The organism is Streptomyces sp. B21-083, from assembly GCF_036898825.1.
In the GTDB taxonomy this organism is placed as follows: Bacteria; Actinomycetota; Actinomycetes; order Streptomycetales; family Streptomycetaceae; genus Streptomyces.
This window is the reverse complement of sequence record NZ_JARUND010000001.1, coordinates 3,123,112-3,144,851: the sequence shown is the minus strand read 5'-3', so window position 1 is coordinate 3,144,851 and position 21,740 is coordinate 3,123,112. Positions and strand designations below refer to the sequence as shown.

At 73.2% G+C, this 21,740-nt stretch carries 9 protein-coding genes; 7 read left to right on the top strand and 2 right to left on the bottom strand.

Annotation, left to right across the window (positions count from 1 at the left end):
* The first annotated feature begins 313 nt into the window (after positions 1 to 313).
* The 6 genes from QA861_RS13930 to QA861_RS13905 are packed head-to-tail and all read left to right on the top strand — an operon-like array spanning position 314 to position 16,675.
* Positions 314 to 7,771 carry an SDR family NAD(P)-dependent oxidoreductase gene (locus QA861_RS13930; RefSeq protein ID WP_334588648.1) on the top strand — a complete coding sequence of 2,486 codons (7,458 nt, stop codon included), beginning with the start codon at positions 314 to 316 and terminating at the stop codon, positions 7,769 to 7,771.
* Positions 7,772 to 7,776: 5 nt separating this feature from the next.
* Positions 7,777 to 13,224, top strand: coding sequence for a beta-ketoacyl synthase N-terminal-like domain-containing protein (locus QA861_RS13925; protein WP_334588647.1), 5,448 nt, complete (start codon positions 7,777 to 7,779; stop codon positions 13,222 to 13,224).
* The gene (locus QA861_RS13920; protein WP_334588646.1) at positions 13,178 to 13,507 is read left to right on the top strand and encodes an acyl carrier protein; all 330 of its coding nucleotides are present in this window, start codon (positions 13,178 to 13,180) and stop codon (positions 13,505 to 13,507) included. Before QA861_RS13925 ends, QA861_RS13920 begins: the two co-directional genes overlap by 47 nt.
* A gap of 2 nt (positions 13,508 to 13,509) precedes the next feature.
* Positions 13,510 to 14,337 (top strand): alpha/beta fold hydrolase, encoded by an 828-nt coding sequence (locus QA861_RS13915; protein WP_334588645.1) that lies wholly within the window; start codon positions 13,510 to 13,512, stop codon positions 14,335 to 14,337.
* The gene (locus tag QA861_RS13910) at positions 14,334 to 15,539 is read left to right on the top strand and encodes a glycosyltransferase (RefSeq protein ID WP_334588644.1); all 1,206 of its coding nucleotides are present in this window, start codon (positions 14,334 to 14,336) and stop codon (positions 15,537 to 15,539) included. Before QA861_RS13915 ends, QA861_RS13910 begins: the two co-directional genes overlap by 4 nt.
* Complete coding sequence (locus QA861_RS13905) at positions 15,536 to 16,675, top strand: class I SAM-dependent methyltransferase (protein ID WP_334588643.1); 1,140 nt, start codon at positions 15,536 to 15,538, stop codon at positions 16,673 to 16,675. Before QA861_RS13910 ends, QA861_RS13905 begins: the two co-directional genes overlap by 4 nt.
* A gap of 938 nt (positions 16,676 to 17,613) precedes the next feature.
* Here QA861_RS13905 and QA861_RS13900 read toward each other — a convergent pair.
* Both QA861_RS13900 and QA861_RS13895 read right to left on the bottom strand, forming a co-directional pair.
* Positions 17,614 to 18,657, bottom strand: coding sequence for a lysylphosphatidylglycerol synthase transmembrane domain-containing protein (locus QA861_RS13900; RefSeq protein ID WP_334588642.1), 1,044 nt, complete (start codon positions 18,655 to 18,657; stop codon positions 17,614 to 17,616).
* A 285-nt stretch (positions 18,658 to 18,942) separates the two neighbouring features.
* A complete protein-coding gene (locus QA861_RS13895; RefSeq protein WP_334588641.1) occupies positions 18,943 to 19,680 on the bottom strand; it encodes a Mut7-C RNAse domain-containing protein in 738 nt (245 codons plus the stop codon).
* A gap of 131 nt (positions 19,681 to 19,811) precedes the next feature.
* Here QA861_RS13895 and QA861_RS13890 point away from each other — a divergent pair, with 131 nt between their 5' ends.
* Positions 19,812 to 21,383 carry a serine/threonine-protein kinase gene (locus QA861_RS13890; protein WP_334588640.1) on the top strand — a complete coding sequence of 524 codons (1,572 nt, stop codon included), beginning with the start codon at positions 19,812 to 19,814 and terminating at the stop codon, positions 21,381 to 21,383.
* Positions 21,384 to 21,740: the final 357 nt, after the last annotated feature.

Genomic DNA, 21,740 nt, shown 5'->3' with positions numbered 1-21,740 from the left:
CCCTGTCCGCCGTGTTTCCGAGGCGTGAGGCGGAAGTGAATTCGACCGGTTGTCTGACGGCTTGCTGACATCCAGAGGCACCCCGCCGGTCTGCGGCGACGTCGAAACTTATTGGAATTGGGCGGTTTTTCGGGACTTGGGGTGGCTCGGCGGTGGTGGCCGAATGGAATCGGCCGCATACGGAATGTTCCACGCCATGTTGACTCGTGAGTAATGTCGGCGCTAGCTTCCCCGTGGTTTCCCTCTGAGGTGAAGTGCTTCCGCGCCACACAAAACCCCCACCGTGCAGTTTCACCGAGTATTTCGGAGAATCATGACGTCTGCCGTGCGCGCCGCTGACATGATCATTGGAGTCACCCCCTTCGGCGAGCCCGACGCACGGCTCGCCGCCGCGGTCAGCCGTGCGGGCGGCCTGGGCGTACTCGACCTGGGCCTCGGCGACCGGAGAGCCAGAGACGCGCTGGCCCGAATACGCCACCTCGCAGCCCCCTCCGCCTCCGGCTTCCGCTACGGCGTACGGATCGGGCCGCACTGCCGGCTCACCCCCGCCGACCTGGTCGGCGACGGGGGACCCGACACCGTGATCCTCGCCCCCGATGCCGCCGACGCGTTCCGGCCGGTCGCCGCGCTCGCCGCCCACCACCGCGTCCTCGTCGAGGTCACCGACCTGGAGGAGGCCCTCGCGGCCGTCCGCGCCGGTGCGCACGGGCTGATCGCCCGGGGCAGCGACGGCGGCGGCCGGATCGGCGACCTCAGCACCTTCGTCCTCCTGCAACGGCTCCTCGCCGAACCCGGCATCGGCCTCCCCGTCTGGGCGCGTGGCGGCATCGGCCCCCGTACGGCCGCCGCCGCCGTCGCCGGGGGAGCGGCGGGCATCGTGCTCGACAGCCAACTCGCCCTGCTCGCCGAGTCCTCACTGCCGGAGGCGACGGCAGCCGCCCTGCGCTCGATGGACGGCTCGGAGACCGTCGTCCTGGCCGGTCACCGCGTACTGCACCGGCGTGGCCCCGACGCCCCGTCCGTCCCGGCCGGTGATCCGGCGGCGGTCGCGGCGATGCTCGGCGCCCAGAACCCGCGCACCCAGCTCCTCCCGGTCGGCCAGGACGGCTTCCTCGCCGCCCGCTTCGCCGACCACTGGGGCGACACCGCCCGCACGGTCCGCGCCCTCACCGACGCGGTCCGCGACGTCGTACGAGACGTCGTACGGGACGGTGTACAGGACGACGTATGGGATGGCGAACGGGATGGCGTGCGGGGTGCGGGGCCCCTGCGGGCGCTGCGCGCCGGTTCTCCGATGAGCCGGGCCCTGGGTACTCAACTCCCGCTCGCCCAGGGGCCGATGACCCGAGTCAGTGACCAGGCGCGGTTCGCCGCAGCCGTCGCCCGGGGTGGTGCGCTGCCGTTTGTCGCGCTGGCCCTCGCCAGTGGCGAGCAGAGCCGGGCCATGCTGGCCGAGACCCGGGAAGCCGTCGGGGACGACCGGCCCTGGGGTGTCGGCGTGCTCGGGTTCGCGCCCGAGGAACTGCGAAACGCCCAGCTCGAAGCCGTACGGGAGCTGCGGCCGACGCACGCCGTCATCGCGGGCGGCCGACCCGCCCAGGCCGAGGCGCTGGAGCGGGCCGGGATCAGCACCTTCCTGCACGTGCCCTCGCCGGGACTGCTGAAGCAGTTCCTGGAGGCCGGGGCACGCCGGTTCGTGTTCGAGGGGTCGGAGTGCGGCGGGCATGTCGGACCGCGCGGCAGCTTTCCGCTCTGGGAGGCCCAACTCGCCGTCATCGAGGACTACCTGGCCGGTGCGGGGGAGGGTGCCGCCGAGCGGATCGAGGTGTTCTTCGCGGGTGGCATCCATGACGAGCGGTCGGCCGCGATGGTCGCCGCCCTCGCCGCCCCACTGACCGCGCGCGGTGCGTCCGTGGGCGTACTGATGGGCACCGCCTACCTGTTCACCGACGAGGCGGTGGCCTGCGGAGCGGTCCAGCCGCTCTTCCAGCGCCAGGTCGTCGACGCGACCAGTACCGCGCTGCTGGAGACGGCGCCCGGTCATGCCACCCGGTGCGTACCCAGCCCGTTCAGCGACAACTACCGCGATTTCGAGGCGGAGTTGCGGGCGAGCGGGGTGCCCGAGCGGCAGATCTGGGAGCGCCTGGAGCGGCTGAACGTCGGGCGGCTGCGGATCGCCAGCAAGGGCGTCGAGCGGGACGTGGAGGGCGAGTTGGCGGCCGTGGACGAGCAACGGCAGCTCGCCGAGGGCATGTTCATGGCCGGGGAAGTGGCCGTACTGCGCTCGGCGACCACCACCATCGAGGCGCTGCACCACTCCGTGGCCGACGGCGCCGCCGACTTCCTCACCGGGCGGGCGGCCCAGCTGCGGGAGCGGCTCGGTGTGCCGGCGGCCGAGGAGGACACCGAAGCCCCGCCGCCCGCGCCCCTCGACGTCGCCGTGGTGGGCATGGCCTGTATGTTCCCGGACGCCCCCGACCTCGCCGCCTTCTGGGCGAACGTCCTCGGCGGTCACGACGCGGTGGCGGAGGTGCCGGCCGACCGCTGGGACCCCGCCGTGCACTACTCGGCCGAGGACGGGGACGGTGGCGTCACGTCCTCCAAGTGGGGCGGCTTCCTGCCCCGCATCCCCTTCGACCCGCTGTCCTACGGCATTCCGCCCACCTCGCTCGGCAGCATCGAGCCCGTCCAGCTGCTGGCCCTCGAAGCCGCCCGCCGGGCCCTGGCGCATGCCGGATACGGCGAGCGGGGGCGGGAGTTCGACCGCTCACGCACCTCGGTCGTCTTCGGCGCGGAGGCGGGCAGTGACCTGTCCAACGCGGGCACGCTGCGCGCCGTACTGCCGTCGTACTACGGCAAGGTGCCGGACGGGCTCGTGGATCAGCTGCCCCGGCTCACCGAGGACTCCTTCCCCGGCATGCTCTCCAACGTGATCTCCGGCCGGATCGCCAACCGCCTCGACCTCGGCGGCGCCAACTACACGGTCGACGCCGCGTGCGCCTCCTCGCTGGCCGCCGTCGACGTGGCCTGCAAGGAACTGGTCGGCGGGACCAGCGACGTCGTGCTGTGCGGCGGCGCCGACCTGCACAACGGCATCAACGACTACGTGCTCTTCTCCTCCGTGCACGCCCTGTCCCCGACCGGGCGTTCGCGCGCCTTCGACAGCTCGGCGGACGGGATCGCGCTGGGGGAGGGCGTCGCGTGTGTCGTGCTGAAGCGGCTGTCGGACGCCGAGCGTGACGGCGACCGGATCTACGGCGTCATCAAGGGAGTCGGCAGTTCCAGCGACGGGCGTTCCCTCGGGCTGACCGCTCCCCGGCCCGAGGGCCAGCGGGCCGCGCTGCAGCGGGCGTACCGCAACGCAGGGGTCTCGCCCGCCGAGGTCGGGCTCGTCGAGGCGCACGGCACCGGAACCGTGGTCGGTGACCGCACCGAACTCACCATCCTCAGCGAGGTGTTCAGCGAAGCCGGGGCCAAACCGGGGGCTGTCGCGCTCGGTTCGGTCAAGTCGCAGATCGGGCACACCAAGTGCGCCGCCGGACTGGCCGGCCTCATCAAGACCGTGCTCGCCCTGCACACCGGGGTCAAGCCACCCACCCTGCACGTCAGCAAGCCCAACGCCGCCTGGGACGAGACCAGTAGCCCGTTCGTGTTCCACGGGCGGACCCGGCCCTGGGCGGCTCCGGCACGCGAACGACGAGCGGGGCTCAGCGCGTTCGGCTTCGGCGGCACCAACTTCCATGTGGTGCTGGAGGCCTACGCCGACTCCGCCCCGCCCGCGCACACCCTCGACGCCTGGCCCGCCGAACTGTTCACGTTCCGGGCGGCCGATCCGGCCGGGGCACGCCGAGCCATCGAGGACGTGCTGAAAGCAGCCCAGGACGGGCAGTCCTCCTGGCGGCTGCGCGACCTCGCGCTCGCCGCCTCGCGCCGCTCCGACGCCCGCCACGAGCCCGTACAGGTGGCGGTCGTCGCGACGGACACGGCGGGCCTCGTCGGACAGTTGCGGCGGGCACTGGCGGGGGAGCACGATCCCCGCGCCGGCGTCCACCTCGCGCAGCACCAGCAGCAGGAGGAGGCGGCGGGCCAGGCGCCGGGCCAGGTCGCCTTCCTCTTCCCCGGGCAGGGCAGCCAGCGGACCGGGATGCTCGCCGACGTGTTCGTCGCTCTCCCCGAACTCCAGTACTACCTGGAACTCGGCCGCGACCACGCCGACCTCCTCTACCCGCCCACCGCCTTCGACGACACCACCCGCGACCGCCAGCACACCGCGCTCACCGACACCCGGACCGCCCAGCCGGCCCTGGGCATCGCCGGCCTCGCCGCCCACGCCCTCCTCACCACGGCCGGCGTACGTCCCGACATGGCCGCCGGACACAGCTACGGCGAACTCGTCGCCCTCAGCGCGGCCGGCGCCCTCGACCCGGAAACCCTTCTCGCCCTGAGCGCGGAACGCGCGACCGCGATCCTCTCGGCGGCAGCGCGGGCCAACAGCGACGACCCGGGCACCATGGCGGCGGTGTCGGCGGGAGCCGAGGACGTCACGGCGGCCCTGCGCGCGGCGGACGCGCCCACCTCGGTGGTCATCGCCAACCACAACTCGCCCAAGCAGACGGTGATTTCAGGCCCGACGGAGGCGGTCGACGAGGCGGTACGGCTGCTGCGCGCCGCCGGACTCGGCGCGAAGCGCATCCCCGTCGCCTGTGCCTTCCACAGCCCGCTGGTCGCCGGGGCAGGCGAGCGCTTCGCGAACGCGCTGGCCCAACAGCCCGTGCGCGCTCCGGAGTTCCCGGTGTGGTCCAACCGTACGGCGGCCCCCTATGGCCCCGACGCCGACGCGGTGCGTGCCGAACTGGCCGCCCAGATCGGTGCCCCGGTCGGTTTCGTCGCCCAGATCGAGGCCATGTACGAGGCGGGCGCCCGGACCTTCGTCGAGGCGGGGCCCGGTTCCGTACTGACCCGGCTGGTCGGCCAGATTCTCGGCGACCGCCCGCACCGCACGGTCGCCTGCGAACCGCGTCCGGACAGCGGACTGCACGGCTGGCTGGACGCGCTGGCCCAACTGGCCGTCGCGGGGCTGCCGGTGCGCACCGGATGGCTGTTCCACGGGCGCGACGCGGTCGACGCGACCCGGACCAAGGCGCCCAAGCGGCCCGGCTGGACGGTCGACGGCCACCTGGTCCGCACCGCCGCCGGCGAACTTCTCCCCGGTGCCCTCGCACCGGCCCGACGCGTAGTGGAGACGACGACAGTGACCGCGAATCACCAGGACGGCACCCCGGTCGGTGGCAGGGACGCGCTGATCTCCGAGTTCCTGCGCACCAGCCGCGAGATGGTCGCGGCCCAACGGGACGTACTTCTCACGTACTTCGGCGCGGCACCGGGCCAGTGGATACCCGGCCCGACGGCACCGGAGACCCTGCGGGCGGTTCAGACCCAGGTCCAGCAGCCGGCGCCGGAGACTGCGCCCGCCTACCCGCCCGCGCTCTACGCCGTGCCCGCTCCTGCTTCCGTCTCCACCGCTGAGGGGTTCACGGAGGCGGAGGTGTTGGGGGTGGTGCTGGAGATCATCAGTGAGCGCACCGGTTATCCGGTGGACATGATCGAGCCGGATCTCGATCTGGAAGCGGACTTGAGTGTCGACTCGATCAAGCGGGCTGAGATCGCTGGTGAGTTGGCGCAGCGGTTGGGTGTCGGGGGTGGCGGTGACCTCACGGTGCTCGGGGATGCCGAGTTGGAGGATCTCGCCAAGGCCCGTACGGCGGCCGGGGTGACGGCATGGCTGGCGGCGCGGCTCACGACAGCCGGGCCCGAGCCCGTGCCCGCTCCTGCTTCCGTCTCCACCGCTGAGGGGTTCACGGAGGCGGAGGTGTTGGGGGTGGTGCTGGAGATCATCGGTGAGCGCACCGGTTACCCCGTGGACATGATCGAGCCGGATCTCGATCTGGAAGCCGACTTGAGTATCGACTCGATCAAGCGGGCTGAGATCGCTGGTGAGTTGGCGCAGCGGCTGGGCATTGGAGGTGGCGGTGACCTCACTGTGCTCGGGGATGCCGAGTTGGAGGATCTCGCCAAGGCCCGTACGGCGGCTGCGGTGACGGCGTGGCTGGCGGCGCGGCTCACCGGCCCTGACGAAGTCGAGCAGCAGGGAGCGGCAGGAGTGGTGGGAGCGGCAGCGCAGCCCCTCCCGACGGAGGTGGCCGCCGTATCCCCCTCCCCGGAGGTCATCGGTGAGGCGCCGAAGCGCTTCCAGTTGCGGCCTGTGCTGCTGGAACAGCAGGACGGGAACGGGACCCTGAACGGGACCCTGAACGGGTCCGGACCCGGGAGCGTCGGCCCCGCCGCCGTACTGGCCGGAAAGCGGTTCGCGATCCTGGGCGACGACGACGGCGGTGCGGTGGCCCAGGAGGTCGTGGCACGGCTTGCCGGACACGGCGCCGGCGCGTTCGTGCTCGACGCCGAGCACCTGCTGACGGGGGCGGACGGGCCCATCGACGGGGTCCTGTACCTCGACCCGCTGGCCTCGTCCCGGCCGCCGGTGCTGCCCGAGGCGTTCCCCGTGTTCAAGGCGGCCCTGGGGCTCGCCCCGCGCTGGCTGTTCGCCGTACGGGTGACCACCGAAGGGGGTACGGAGACCGCCGAGTTGAGGTCCGCCGGACTCCACGGGTTCATCCGGACGGTCGCCCGGGAGTACCCGGAGACGGACGCACGCGTCATCGACCTCGTCGGCGACGACACGGGTGCCGCCGCTGTCGCAGACGCCCTGCTCGGCGAGTTGCTCGCCCCGGACCGCACCCCGGTCGTCCTGCGAACGGCCGCCGGACGCCACGGACTTGAGCTGATCGAAACCCCGCTGGGCGCACTCGGCACCACCGGCGCCGGACCCGCCGGGGCCGGGGCCGCCGAGGCCGCCGCCCTCGGGCTGGACCGCGACAGCGTGGTCCTGCTGGTCGGCGGGGCCCGTGGCATCACCGCGAAGTTCGCCGCCGCGCTGGCCTCCGCCTCCCGCTGCCGGATCGAACTGCTCGGCCGGACCCCCGCAGCGGAAGGCCCGGAGGACGCGGCCACGGCAGCCGCCGGAACCCGGACGGAACTGCGCGCGGCCCTCGCCGGCCGGGGCGGACTGACCCCGGCCGCGATCAACCGTGAGGCCGAACTCCTGCTGGCCCAGCGGGAGATCACCACCACGCTCGACGAACTGGCGGCCCTCGGCAGCCAGGCCCGCTACCACTCCGTCGACTTCCGCGAACAGGACGCGGCGCTCCAGGCCGTGAAGGAGATCCACGCCGAACACGGCCGTCTCGACGGCGTCGTCTACGCGGCCGGGGTCATCGAGGACCGGCTCATCGCCGAGAAGACCAGCGAGTCCTTCCAGCGTGTGTACGGGACCAAGACCACCGGCGCCGAAACCCTGCTCGCCGCGCTGGAACAGCTCCCCAACAGGCCTGCCTTCGCCGTCCTGTTCGGCAGCATCTCCGCCGTCCTCGGCAACCGGGGCCAGGTCGACTACGCCGCCGCCAACGACGCCCTCCAGAGCCTCGGTGCGGCCTGGGCGGCCCGAACCGGGCAGCGGGCCCTGACCGTGCACTGGGGGCCGTGGGCGCCGACCGGCGGCCACACCGGCATGGTGACCCCCGAACTCGGGCGCGAGTACGCCCGGCGCGGGGTAAGGCTCATCGACCCCGAGGAGGGCACGGCCGCGCTGCTCCGTGAACTGGCCTGGGGCGCGGAGTCGGCAGGCGCCGTCGTCTACACCTCGTCGGGCTGGTAAGCGACATGACGGATCGTCACGCGCTGGGCGCACCGAGCGACGCACCGGTCGGCCCGTCGGCGAGCCCGGTGGCCATCGTGGGCATGTCGGTGCTGCTGCCGGGCGCCGCCGACCTCGACACCTACTGGCGGAACCTGCTCGCCGGCACGGACGCCATCACCGAGGTACCGGCAGGGCGTTGGGACGAGGACGCCTACTACCGGCCCGACTCCGCCGGTGGCCGTGCCGTCGCCGACCAGGTGTACTGCCGGCGCGGCGGGTTCGTGGACGGGCTGGCGGAGGTGGAGGTGACCCGGTTCGGGATCATGCCGAACTCCGTCTCCGGAACCGAGCCCGACCAGCTGATCGCGCTCAACGTGGCCGCCGCCGCCCTCGCCGACGCCGGAGGAGGCGCAGGCTGGGGCGGGGCCGGAGGCCGCGGAGAGCTGGACAGCTGGCTGCCCGACCGGCATCGCGTCGGCGTGGTCCTGGGCCGGGGCGGCTACCTCACCCCCGGCCTCGTCCGGCTCGACCAGCGGGTGCGTACCGCCGGTCAACTCGTCCGGACACTGGGCGAGTTGCTGCCCGACCTGGACTCCGCCCAACTCGACAGCATCCGTACGGCGTTCACGGACACCCTCGGTCCCGACAGCCCCGAGTCGGCGATCGGGCTCGTGCCCAACCTCGCCGCCTCCCGGGTCGCCAACCGCCTCGACCTGCGTGGACCCGCGTACACCGTGGACGCGGCCTGTGCCTCCTCGCTGGTGGCCGTGGACCAGGCGGTGAACGAGCTCGCCTCCGGGCGCTGCGACGTGATGTTGGCCGGCGGAGTCCACCACTGCCACGACATCACCCTGTGGAGCGTCTTCTCGCAGCTCCGAGCCCTCTCGCCCAGCCAGCGCATCCGCCCCTTCCACCGGGGTGCCGACGGCATCCTGATCGGTGAGGGCACCGGCGTGGTCGTCCTCAAGCGCCTCGCGGACGCCGAGCGCGACGGAGACCGGATCTACGCCGTCATCCGGGGCACCGGCGTGGCCAGTGACGGCCGCGCCGCCGGGCTCGTCAACCCCGACCCCGGCGGCCAGGCCCACGCCGTACGCCAGGCCTGGCGGGCCGCCGGACTCGACCCCGCCCAGCCCGGTTCCATCGGCCTCCTGGAAGCCCACGGCACGGCGACCCCCGCCGGTGACAACGCCGAACTGGCCACGCTGGCGGAGGTGTTCGGGCCGGGAGACGCGGGCAGCCTGGGTGGCGCCGGTACGGCGGTGATCGGGTCCGTGAAGTCGATGATCGGGCACACCATGCCCGCCGCCGGTGTCGCGGGCCTCGTCAAGGCCGCCCTCGCCGTCCACCACGGCATGCTCCTGCCCACCCTCCATTGCGACGACCCGAACCCGGCCCTCGCGGCCACCCGTTTCCGCCCCCTGGACCGGGCCGCGCCCTGGGAGACCACGGCCGAGCAGCCGGTACGACGGGCGGCGGTCAACGCGTTCGGGTTCGGCGGCATCAACGCCCATGTGGTGCTGGAGGAGGCGCCGGGGGCGCGTATGAGGACGACCGTGTCCCCGGCGCCTTCCCCCGGGCCGAGGGTCACTGTTGCCGAGCCCGAGCGTGTCCTGCTGCTCGCCGCCGACACCCCCGAGGCCCTCGCCGCCCTCCTCGACACGGGCGACAGCTCCGTACTCGCAGCCGGACTTGACGCCACCCGCCCAGATCCGCAGACCGGACGTACCCGGCTCGGCATCGTCGATCCGACGGCGAAGCGACTCACCCTGGCGCGCCGGGCCGTCGCCAAGGGACGTGCGTGGCAGGGCCGTAGCGACGTCTGGTTCCGGCCCGAGTCGCTACAAGCGGACGGGGGGACGGAGTTGGGGGGCCTCGCCTTCGTCTTCCCCGGCCTCGAAGGGGACTTCGAACCCCGCGTCGACGACATCGCCGCCCACTTCGGTCTCACCGACGTCCTGCCGGCCGGTGAACGAGCCGAGGTCGGGGACGTGGGCCGGCACGGGTTCGGGGTTGTCGGGGTCGGGCTGCTGCTCGACCGGGCACTGCGCCGTATGGGCGTCGTCCCGGACGCGGTGGCCGGGCACAGCGTCGGCGAATGGACGGCGATGGTGGCCGCCGGACTGTACGACGGTGACGAGGTCGGCGCCTTCATGGCGACCTTCGACCCCGACACGGTCAGTGTGCCGGGGCTGGCCTTCGGGGCAGTCGGCGCGCCCGCCGAACGGGTACTCACGGCGCTCGCCGAGGAGGGCTGGGCGGACGCCGGGATCGTGCTCTCGCACGACAACGCGCCGGGCCAGTCGATGGTGTGCGGCCCTGACGCGGCGGTCGAGGCGTTCGTCCGGGCGTTCCGTGCCCGGGGTGTGCTCAGTCAGGTGCTGCCCTTCCAATCCGGCTTCCACACACCGATGTTGGCGCCCTACCTGGCCCCCATCGAGCAGGCCGCGAGCAGCTTCCGGCTCCGGCCGCCGACGGTTCCCGTCTGGTCGGGGACGACTGCGGCGCCCTTCCCTTCGGGTGAGTCGGCGGTGCGTGAACTGTTCGTACGGCATCTCCTGGAACCGGTGCGCTTCCGGCAGCTGGTCGAGGCGATGTACGCGGCCGGCCACCGGACCTTCGTCCAGGTGGGCACCGGCCAACTCGGCTCTCTCATCGGCGACACGCTGGCGGGGCGCGATCATCTGGTCATAGCCGCGAACTCCCCGCACCGCGGCGGCCTGGCACAACTCCGGCGTGTGGCAACGGCGTTGTGGGTTTCCGGCCGGACGACATCACCGGCGCTTCCACCCACCGCCGCCACCGCCGCCACCGTCGGCACCGCTGGCAGCGCCGACGTCTCCGCCGCCCCGGCACCCCGCGCCGCCGGCCCCTCCGACCGCTCCACGGCACCGGCCGACACGCCGGCCTCCGTGCGGAGGGGCCGGCCGTCCACCCGCCCGCCCGTCCGCCTCGACCTGGGTGGCGCCCTCGTCTCCCTCGACGAAGGGACGCTCACGCGACTGCGGGCGGAGTTGGGTTCGAGGCCGGGTTCGAGGCCGGGTTCCGTGAGCAACCCCGCACGGCCTTCGGCCACCGAGGTCCCGGCCGCCGCCGCGCCGCGAGGTGCCGGTCCGTCGCGGGTCGCCGCCTCGGCCGCCGCCGCAGCACAACAGGCTGATGCTGCCCCGGCGTTGGGCATCGTGCGGACACCTGGTTGCGCCGCGCTCCCGGCCGCCGGGCTGGCGTCGCCGCTGGACGCACTCGCGGCCCGCTTCCCGGCCGCCGCCGAACTCAGCGCCCTGCTACGGGAGACGGCCGACACCGCCGCCGAACTGATCGGCGCGGGCCATCGCCGACCGGGCTCCACCGGGGCCTACGCGGGCGGCGCCGTGCAGGGGTCGGGCGGGTCCGCCGGGGATGCTTCGCGGGGGCCGGGCGGGCCCGCAGGGGGCGCCGTCCCGGCCGGTCAGGCAGGGGTCATGCCGTCCACCACTCAGGCCGCCCCAGCCCCTTGGCGCGGTCAGGAAGGGGTCATGCCTCCCGCCACTCAGGCCGCCCCAGCCCCTTGGCGCGGTCAGGAAGGGGTCGCGCCTCCCGCCACTCAGGCCGCCCCAGCCCCTTGGCGCGGTCAGGAAGGGGTCATGCCTCCCGCCACTCAGGCCGCCCCACCCCCTTGGCGCGGTCAGGAAGGGGTCATGCCTCCCGCCACTCAGGCCGCCCCACCCCCTTGGCGCGGTCAGGAAGGGGTCGCGCCTTCCAGCGCCCAGGCCGCCCCGGCCCCCTGGCGCACCACGGTCCACGTCTCGCCGGACACCATGCCGTACCTCCTCGACCACTGTTTCTTCCCTCAGCGCCCCGGCTGGCCGGACGTGGCCGACCGGTGGCCGGTGGTCCCGGCGACGACGATCGTGCAGCACATGATGGAAGCGGCCCAGCTCTCGGCGGCGCGGACGCACCCCGGAACCCGAGCCGTACCTGTACCTGTACCTGTACCCGTACCCGTACCCGTGGCCGTGCACGGCGCCCGCTTCGACCAGTGGCTCACGGCCACCCCGCCCGTCGACGTGGACGTGACCGTCACCCCCGTCCCCGGATCGCCCACCCACCGGGCCGTCTCATTCGGCCCCCGCGCCCGAGCCACCGTAGAACTCGCCGACAACTACCCGGAGTTGACGGCCCGCCCCACCCCCTGGCCCACAACCTCCGCCACCGAACGCGCCCCCGACCACACCGCCGCCCAGCTCTACGCCGAGCGCTGGATGTTCCACGGCCCGGCGTTCCAGGGGGTCACCGAACTCACCGCGCTGGGCGAGGCGCACGTACGGGGAGTCATCACGACCCCGCCCGCGCCCGGCTCGCTCCTCGACAACGTCGGGCAGATCCTCGGGTACTGGATCATGGCGACACGCACCTCGCGGACGGTCGTGTTCCCGGTCGGGATGCGAACGATGAGGTTCTACGGGCCGCACCCCGAACCCGGCACCGACGTCGACTGCTTCGTGAGGATCACCTCGCTCACCGACACCGTCCTCGAAGCGGACGTCCAACTGGCCGTCGGCGGCGAGGTCTGGGCCGAGCTGAGCGGCTGGCAGGACCGGCGCTTCGACAACGACCCGCAGACCAGGCCCGTCGAACGCTTCCCCGAGCGCAACACCCTCTCCCAGGCCCGGCCGGGCGGCTGGGTGCTCCTCCACGAACGCTGGCCCGACCTCGCCTCGCGCGACCTCATCATGCGCAACTCCCTTGGTGGGGAGGAGCGTTCCCAGTACGAGCGGCACGCCCCGCGCGGTCGCAGACAGTGGCTGCTCGGACGGATCGCCGCCAAGGACGCCGTGCGCCGGTGGCTCTGGGAACGGGAGGGCGAGGGTGATGTGTTCCCGGCGGAGCTGCGGGTGCACAACGACGCGACCGGGCGGCCGTACGTCACCGGGACGCACGGCCGGACCCTGCCCCCGCTGGACGTCTCGCTCGCCCATCGGGCAGAGGCGGGCGTGGCGATCGTACGGCCGTCCCGGCCGGGGCCGGCCTCCGGCGCCCGTCCGGATACAGGGCAAGGGCCCGGCATCGACATCGAGGAAGTCGTCGAGCGGGACGCCTCCACCCTCACCACCGCCCTCGGCCCGGCCGAACTCGCCCTGCTGCGGGCCAGGTCGGACGCCGACGGCGAGTCCGAGGCGCTCTGGTTCACCCGCTTCTGGGCGGCCAAGGAGGCCGTCGCGAAGGCGGAGGGCACCGGATTCGGCGGCCGGCCAAGGGACTTCGCGGTGCGGGAGGCCACGGACGCGGGCGACCGGCTCACCGTCTCCGGCCGGCTCGCGCCCGCCTACACCGTGCACTGCGAGCAGACGGGCAATCCCCCGGACTGCCCGACAGGGAGTACGTCGTGGCCTGGACAACCGGACCGGCCGAAGAAGTCGCAGCAGAACAAGGAGAGTTGGACCGATGACCAGCCTCAACGGGCACACGACCAGAACCGGTGTCGTCAGTGAGGAGGCGGTGCTCGCCGACATCAGGGGCATGCTCGCGGCCCTCCTGGACGAGTACGGCCTCGACGACGTCGAGATCCGGATGGACACCACCTTCAACCGCGACCTGGAGCTGGAGAGCATCGACCTGGTGACGCTGGCGGGGATGCTGGAGGAGAAGTACGGCAACCGGGTCAACTTCGCCGAGTTCCTGGCCGACATGGACTTCGACGAGATCATCGAACTCACCGTCGGCCGGCTCGTCGAGCACGTCGTCGCCAGTCTCAAAGCGGCGGAGGCGGGCTGACCATGGGACACGTCGACATCGGCGGCGGCCTCCGGCTGCACGCCCAGCGCATCGGCCCGCGCGGCGGACGGCCGGTCGCCGCGACCGCCGTCCTCGTGCACGGCCTGCTCACCGACAGTCTGGCCAGCTACTACTTCACCGTGGCACCGGCGTTCGCCGCCTCCGGCATCGACGTCGTCATGTACGACCTGCGCGGCCACGGCCGCTCCAGCCGCCCCGCCACCGGCTACACGCTCGACGACAACATCGACGACCTGGAGGCCCTCCTCGACCGTCTGGAGGTGACCGGCCCGGTCCATCTCGTCGGCAACTCCTACGGCGGGACAGTCGCGTTCGGATACGCCGCCCGCCACCCGGAGCGGGCCGCCAGCGTCTCCCTCATCGAGTCGGAACCGGCGACCGCCGCCTGGGCGGGCAAACTCGACGGCATCCTCGGCCGGGTCATGCACGAACTCGCGCACAACGAGGCCGACGCCATCGCCTGGATCACCGCCAACCGAGGCCAGAACACCGCCCGCCTAGCCAAGGGCGCCGCCCGGCTGGCCCGCGAGACGACCCTGGCCCAGGACATCCCGGCCAGCCGTGTCCTGACCGACGACGAGACCGGTTCCGTACGCTGCCCGGTACTCGGTGTGTACGGGGGCGACTCGGACCTCGCCGGACTCGCGCCCTGGCTGGAGTCGGTGCTGCCCGACTGCCGGACCGTCGTCGTGCCGGGACACGAACACTCCGTGCTCGTCGAGGCGTCGGGGACGGTCGGCGGGCACATCCTGTCGCTCATCCTCGGTGCGGCAGCCCCGGTTCCACTGGCGGGGGCGGAAGCGCGGTGAGCCGGTTCCTGTTCGTCGTGCCGCCGCTCGTCGGGCACATCAACCCGGCTGTCGGGGTCGCCGCCGAACTCGCCTCGCGCGGCCACGAGTCGGCCTGGGTGTGCGCGGATCCGGGACTCGTGGGGAAGCTCGTCGGTGAGGACGTCACCGTCTTCCCGTGCGCCGGGCCCGTCCCCGGCTCCGGTGACGGCGTACGACCGCCGGACATGCGGGGGCCCGAGGCGCTGAAGTTCCTCTGGGAACACTTCCTCGCCCCGCTCGCCGAGGAGATGGCTCCCGGAGTCGCCGCCGCCGTGGGGGAGTTCGGGCCGGACGTGGTCGTCGCCGACCAACAGGCCCTCGCCGGTGGCCTCGTCGCCGAGCGGCTGGGACTGCCGTGGGCGACCTCGGCGACCACCTCCGCCGAGTTCACCGACGTACTGTCCGGCATGCCCAAGGTCGCCGAGTGGCTGGACGAGCTGCTCGCGGGCCTCCGGGACCGCGTCGGTGATCCCGCCGGCACCGCAGACCCACGGTTCTCCCCGCACCTCGTACTCGCTTTCAGCACCCCGGAGTTCGTCGGCCCGGATGCCCGGACGGGCGACCAGATCCGATACGTCGGCCCGTCCGTCGCCGACCGGCCCGCCGCGCCCGGCTTCCCCTGGGACTGGCTCGACCCGGCCCGCGCCACCGTCCTCGTCACCCTCGGCACCGCCAACACCGATGTCGGAGCACGTTTTCTGTCGGAGTGTCAGGTCGCCGCACGAGAGCGGGCGGAGCGGGTGCAGACGGTGATCGTCGATCCGGCGGGCGTACTCGGAAGCACCCCGGGCGGGGACGACGACAAAGATGTCCTGATCGTCCCCTCCGCGCCCCAACTCCCGCTCCTGGAACGGGTCGACGCCGTCGTCTGCCACGCCGGGCACAACAGCGTGTGCGAGGCGCTCTGGCACGGGGTACCGCTTGTCGTCGCGCCTATCCGGGACGACCAGCCCGTGGTCGCCGGTCAGGTCGTGGCGGCCGGGGCGGGCATCCGGGTGCGGTTCGGGCGGGTCACCGCGCCGAAACTGGGCGCGGCGATCGACGCCGTACTGCACGAGCCCGGCCACCGCCTCGCGGCGAGCCGGATCCGTACCGCGTTCCGGGCCGCCGGAGGTGCCTCGGCGGCGGCCACCCATCTTGAGCAACTCGCCATCGGCGCGCCCGCCAAGGAGACGGTATGAGAGACGACGAGCACGGGACCAGCACAGCGGATGCGCCGGAAGCGGCAGTAACGCCGGATGCGCCGGACGGGCCGGCGGCTCCGAGCCGTGCCGAGCAGGTGTCCGCCCTCCGGCCCACCTACCAGACCGACCTGGCCCACGGCCTCGACCGGTTCTTCGAACCCCCGCGCACCAGTTGCCCCTGGTGCGGCTCGGCCCGGCTCACGACCCGGCTGCGGACCACCGACCTGCTCCAGCACAAGCCCGGACGGTTCGTGCTAGACCGCTGCGAGGACTGCCGGCACACCTTCCAGAACCCCCGGCTCAACCCCGCCGGGCTGGAGTTCTACTACCGCGACTTCTACGACGGGCTCGGCGAGAAGCAGCTCGGCAACACCTTCGCGGGCCGCACCAAAATGTACGAGCAGCGGGCCCGAGCCCTGCTCCCCTTCGACGACGCGCCGAAAAACTGGCTCGACGTCGGCACCGGCCACGGCCACTTCTGTGAGTCGGCCCGGGTCGTCCACACCGGCACGACCTTCGACGGGCTTGACTTCACCGACGGCGCCGAACTCGCCGAGCGGGCGGGACGCGTCGAACACGGCTACCGGGGCAGCTTCACCGAGCTGGCCCCCGAACTGGCCGCCCACTACGACGTCGTCAGCATGTTCCACTACCTGGAGCACAGCACCGAGCCCCCGCTCGAACTGGAGGCCGCCCGGCAGGCCATCCGACCCGGCGGACACCTGGTGATCGAGGTCCCCGACCCCGACAGCCGCTACGCCCGGCTGCTCGGCCGTTGGTGGCTGCCCTGGCTCCAGCCCCAGCACCTGCACTTCGTGCCCGTCGACAACCTCCGGCAGCGGCTCACCGAGCTGGGCTTCACCGTCGTCCTGGAGCAGCACGCCGAGCCGCACGACCCCGTCGACCTGCTCGCCGCCGTCTGGCTGGCCCTCGACAACGCCGCCCCGCGCGACAACCTCCCGTGGCTTCCGCAGCCGCCGAACGCCCTGCGCCGCACCCTGCGCGGAGCCCTGCTGCTGGCCGGCGTCCCCGCGCTGATCCTGGGCACCCTGCTGGACCGCTTCGCCGTCCGCCCGATCTCCCACCGCGTGGGCGTCTCCAACGCGTACCGCCTGGTGGCCCGCCGGGACTGACGCGTTTCCCCCCGGGGGGGCTGTCAACACCAGTGGCCTCCCCGGCGGACCCCGGGGACGCGCCCGGCGCCCACCTCGCGCCGCAAGCCGGGGTGAAGGCGGCGTGCGGCGTGATACGCCAGGATCACCGCACCGGGCGCGTGCCGCCGCACCTTGACGCGCACCGGCATCGAAGCGCGAGGGCGCCCGGCGCCGGCTCCGCGCGGCAGGCCCGAGCGAGCATGACGTACAGCACGCCACCCCGGCGGATCAGCTCGGCGCATCACGCACCGGGTGCGCGTCACAGCACCTTGGCGCGCACCGGCATCGACGCACGTGGGCGGCCGGTGCCGACCTTGAGCGCAGGCCGGGGTGAGGACGGTGTGCGGCACCTTACGCGGGGTTCACCGCACCGGGCGCGTGCCGCCGCACCTTGACGCGCACCGGCATCGAAGCGCGAGGGCGCCCGGCGCCGGCCCCGCAGGGCAGGCTGGGGTGAGGACGGCGTGCGGCACGCCACCCCGGCGGATCACCCTGGCAAGTCACCGCACCGGGCGCGTGCCCCCCGCCTTGATGCGCGCCCGGTATCGAAGCGCGAGGGCGCCCGGCGCCGGCCCCGCAGGGCAGGCTGGGGTGAGGACGGCGTGCGGCACGCCACCCCGGCGGATCACCCTGGCAAGTCACCGCACCGGGTGTGTGCCCCGCGCCTTGATGCGCGCCCGGCATCGAAGCGCGAGGGCGCCCGGCGCCGGCCCCGCAGGGCAGGCTGGGGTGAGGACGGCGTGCGGCGCGTTGCGCGGGGTTCAGCGGCCCGTGTGGTGTCGCCGCGGCTTGCGCGCGCCCGGCATCGAAGCGCGAAGGCGCCCCGCGCTGGCCTCGCGGGGCAGGCTCGGGTGAGCCGGGTGCGCGGTACGGCGCCCGGGCGGATCAACCCGGCGTACCTCCACACCAGCGGCGCGTCACAGCACCTTGGCGCGCACCAGCAACGACAGGACGAGGGCGCCCGGCAGCAGCGGCAGCCAGACCGTCAGGACACGGAAGCCGACGACGGTCGCGGCGGCCAGGGACATCGGGGCGCCCATCGCGGCCAGCGTGAACACCAGGGCCGCGTCGACGGGGCCGATCCCGGCCGGCGCGGGCACGGCGCCGACAGCGGCGCTCGCGGCGAGGTAGGCGAAGACCACGTCGGGCCAGGCGATCGGCAGCCCGAGCGAGGCCCCGACGCAGGCCAGCACCGCGGCCTGGCACAGGGAGAAGCCCGCGGCGCCGCCCCATAGTGCGGCGACCCGGACAGGCCGGGTGTGCAGCCGGCGCGCGTCCGTCAGGGCGGTGCGCAGACCGTCGAGCAGGGGGCGCCGCAACGGACGTACGAGGGCCAGAACGAGCGTCACGACGATCACCGTGCCGGCCACGCCGACGACGATGGGCAGCAGTGTGCCCTGGTCGGGGAGGACGTCGGCGGTGGCCAGGGAGGTCGGGAAGGTCGCCAGGAGCGCGAGGATCAGCAGCAGCTTCGCCACCGGTTTGACCAGCGAGTAAAGGGCGAGGGACGCGGTGGCGCGGGCCAGCGGGATGCCACGGCCGGTCAGGAAGCGCAGGGTGACCGCGTGGGCGCCGAGACCGGCCGGGAGAACGTTGTTCGCGGCTCCGGCGGCGAACTGCGAGGCCAGCAGCAGCCCGGGCGGCAGCCGCTCCGGGATCGCCCCCTGGCGGGCGAAGGCCGCGGAAACCCAGCACAGGAACGTGAACGCGGCACCGATCGCCAGCCAGCCGGGGTCGGCCGTGGTGAGCCGCCGGGCACCGTCGTGCAGCACCGGCCAGTTGTCCGCCGCCCAGATCCCGATGAGCAGGAGCGGCAGCAGACAGAGCACGCGGCGGGCGTACCGCGCGCCGGGGAACCGGCGGGCACGGGAGGCCGGTGAGGGACAGTCCGAGATGCCCTGGAGAGGCGACTGGACCGTCGGAGCGGGCGGAGCTATGGGAACTATCGGAAATGAGGACACAGCGCGCGTCGTCCTTCCACGTTGCGCCCACGCGCTGCGGGGGCGGACGGGGGGAAATGAAGAGCGAGGCAAGGGGGACACCAGGAGCGTTCCCAGTCCGCGTGACGGGGTGGTGGCCAGGAAGAGAAGAGGTGAGGGCGGACGGGCGACACAGATGATGCCTGAAGCTTCAGTCAGAGTCTCCCCTTATCGCCTCCTGTCAATACGTCCATCGCACCGCGTCTGTTCAACGCCTTCGTGTCACCGTCGGTTCCCGCCCTCCCTCACAGGTGCCTCACAGGTGCCTCAGCGGGCGCGGTGCGGGCCGAACTCGCTCAGCGCGCCCTCGACGATCGCCTCCAGCCGCGCGTGGTGCGCGCCCCGCCAGTACAGCCGCGCACAGTCCGCACACTGCGCGAAGACGTCGTACGTCCGCCGGGTCCCGTCCTCCAGCCGGTCGCCGACCGTCTGCTTGTCGGCCCGCGACAGCCGTCCGTTGCAGGCGGTGCACCGGGTCCAGGGAGCGAGCAGGGGCGCGAAGCGGCCGAGTACGTCCCGGAGCTGGTCGTCGGGACGGTCGCTGTACACGTACGCCCCCGCCCACAGCTCCCGGCGCCGCAGCAGCCCCCGGTCCCGGGAGAGCAGCACTCGTCGCTCGGCCGCCGACAACGCGGCCAGCGCCGGATCGCCGATGTCCTCGCTCTCGTACGCCGCGTCGACGCCCAGGAGCCGCAACCGGCGGGCGAGCGTGCCCAGATGAACGTCGAGCAAAAACCGCAGCGGCGCCCCGGGCACCGACTGCGGTCTGACGACGGCACCGACCTCCACCGTCTCGCCCGCGCCCGGCACATGGGACACCGGCACCTCCCGGCCGTCGACCAGCAGCCGCCCGGCCTCGGTGAGGGGTACGCCCAGCGACTCCACCACGTGCCCCAACGAGGACGATCCGTCGGTGACCAAGGCCGTCGGCCCCGCACGTCGCTCCGACGGGACGAAAAGCCGCAGCTCAGGGGCGAAACTGATGACGATCTCCGGTCTGCTCACGCGGCCAGCATGTCATCGCCCCGGCCGGGAACGCCCGCCGGTTTCCCGTGCACTACTGTCGGCGCTCTCAACACCCCGGCCCGGTACCCCGACCGGGACGGTCGGCCTCGCTGGTGGGGGAGTACGGCAGCATGCAGTTCGAACGCACGGGCGTGCCCGGTTACGAGGTCGTCGAGGTGCTCGGCCAGGGCGGGTTCGCGACCGTGTACCGGGCCCGCCAACTGGCCGTGGGCCGCGAGGTCGCCCTCAAGATGGACAGCCGCGTCCTGGCCACCGACCGCGACCGGCAGCGGTTCCTGCGCGAGGTCACCGCGGCCGGTCAACTGTCCGGCCACCCGCACGTGGTCGCGGTCCACGACGCCGGGGTGCTCGACGACGGCCGCCCGTACATGGTCCTGGAGCTGTGCCCCGGCGGTTCGCTCGGCGACCGCCTCCAACGGCAGGGCCCGCTCCCGGCCGCCGAGGCGCGGGACATCGGCGTACGCATCGCCGACGCGCTGGCCGCGGCCCACGCCGGTGGCGTACTGCACCGCGACATCAAACCGGGCAACATCATGATCGACCGGTACGGGAATGTCGGCCTCGCCGACTTCGGGCTGGCCGCGATGCCCCGGCCCGGTCAGGAACTGTCCGTCACCCGGGAGGCGTTGACGCCCGCGTACGCCCCACCGGAGGCGTTCCGGCTGGCCGAACCCACACCCGCCGGGGACGTGTACTCCCTCGCCGCCACGATCTACGCCCTGGTGCACGGCAGGCCCCCGCACTTCCCGACGGAGGGCAGCCTCGGCATCGCGGAGGTCATCGTCCGGCACACCTGGCCCCTGCCGGACCTCCCCGGAGTGCACCCGCGCTTCACCGAGGTCCTCCGCCACGCCATGGCCCCCGACCCGGCCGACCGGCTGCCGAGCGCGGCGGCGCTCCGGGACGCGCTGGCCGCCGTGGACCTGGCGGGCCCGGAAGACCCGGCGGGCACTGCCGCCGTCCCGATTCCCGTGCCGGTGGCCGTGCCCGCCGCCGTTCCGCCCTTCGTTCCACCCTCCGCGCCGCCGACCACAGTCCAGCCGCCCGCCACCTCCTCGCGCCGCAGATCGGTGCGCGTGCGGCTGTCCGTCGCGGCCGTGGCCGTGGTCGTCGTCGGTACGGGCGGGACAGTGGCGTACCAGTACCTGCCCCCGTCGACGACGGCCGCGCCCACCACCGGTCCCTCCACCCCCGCTTCCATCCCCGCGTCCGCCTCCGCTTCGGGCGGGGCGACCCAGGCCACGATCGCTGGTTACGGCGTACCGACGACGACCGAGAACTGCCCGGCGACCGACGTCGCCGGCATGCACGGCCGCTGCACCACGACCGCCGAATGCTGGGGTGGCCTGGTCGTCATCGTCGGGATCGTCAGCGTGAACCGCTCCGACTGTCTGGTCTCCCACCCGTGGGAGACCTTCGCGATAGCCCCGCTCCCGTCCGACGGGATGACCGACAACCAGCGGGAGCTGAAGAACCACCCGGGCGTCCGCGAACTCTGCTCCCGCTCGGTCCTCGCCAAGTCCAGACAGGGCGACGCGCGCGAGATCGACCCGTCCCGCTGGACCGTCGACGTACTCCCGCCCACCCAGACCGAGTACGCCGACGGTCTGCGCGTCCTGCGCTGCGTGGCCACGGTCACCGGTGAGGAGTCGACAGGGGCGCACTTCCGGCCCCGGGCGTGAGCTCCGCGCCGAGTCGCTGATAGCGAGCCGACCACCGCCGCCGCCACCGCCCTGCCCCAGCCTGTCCGGCATCCGGGCGGTGGTTGACGTACGGGGAGACGTACTGCTCAATTGTTCGCATGGATGCCCAGCAGCAGCGCTTGGTTACGCGCGGCCACATCGACCTCTGTCGAGTGTGCTCCGCCGCGTGTCGCGCCTGACTCGGCAACGGGCCGTCTGACCGGCCTTCACCTTCTTCTCTTCCTCAGGTGCTTTCCGCACCCCTTTTCGCGTTCTCCTTCTCGTCTTCCCCTTTTTCTCTCTTCCTGACGTGCCGTCAAGTGCCGCCGTACGCAGGGAGGTTCCGCCATGCCCGCG

What these genes read in the sequence shown, in the direction of transcription:
- QA861_RS13925 (WP_334588647.1), top strand. Translation starts at nt 7,777, where the DNA reads ATGACGGATCGTCACGCGCTGGGCGCACCGAGCGACGCACCGGTCGGC.
- QA861_RS13915 (WP_334588645.1), top strand. Translation starts at nt 13,510, where the DNA reads ATGGGACACGTCGACATCGGCGGCGGCCTCCGGCTGCACGCCCAGCGC.
- QA861_RS13890 (WP_334588640.1), top strand. Translation starts at nt 19,812, where the DNA reads ATGCAGTTCGAACGCACGGGCGTGCCCGGTTACGAGGTCGTCGAGGTG.
- QA861_RS13930 (WP_334588648.1), top strand. Translation starts at nt 314, where the DNA reads ATGACGTCTGCCGTGCGCGCCGCTGACATGATCATTGGAGTCACCCCC.
- QA861_RS13905 (WP_334588643.1), top strand. Translation starts at nt 15,536, where the DNA reads ATGAGAGACGACGAGCACGGGACCAGCACAGCGGATGCGCCGGAAGCG.
- QA861_RS13920 (WP_334588646.1), top strand. Translation starts at nt 13,178, where the DNA reads ATGACCAGCCTCAACGGGCACACGACCAGAACCGGTGTCGTCAGTGAG.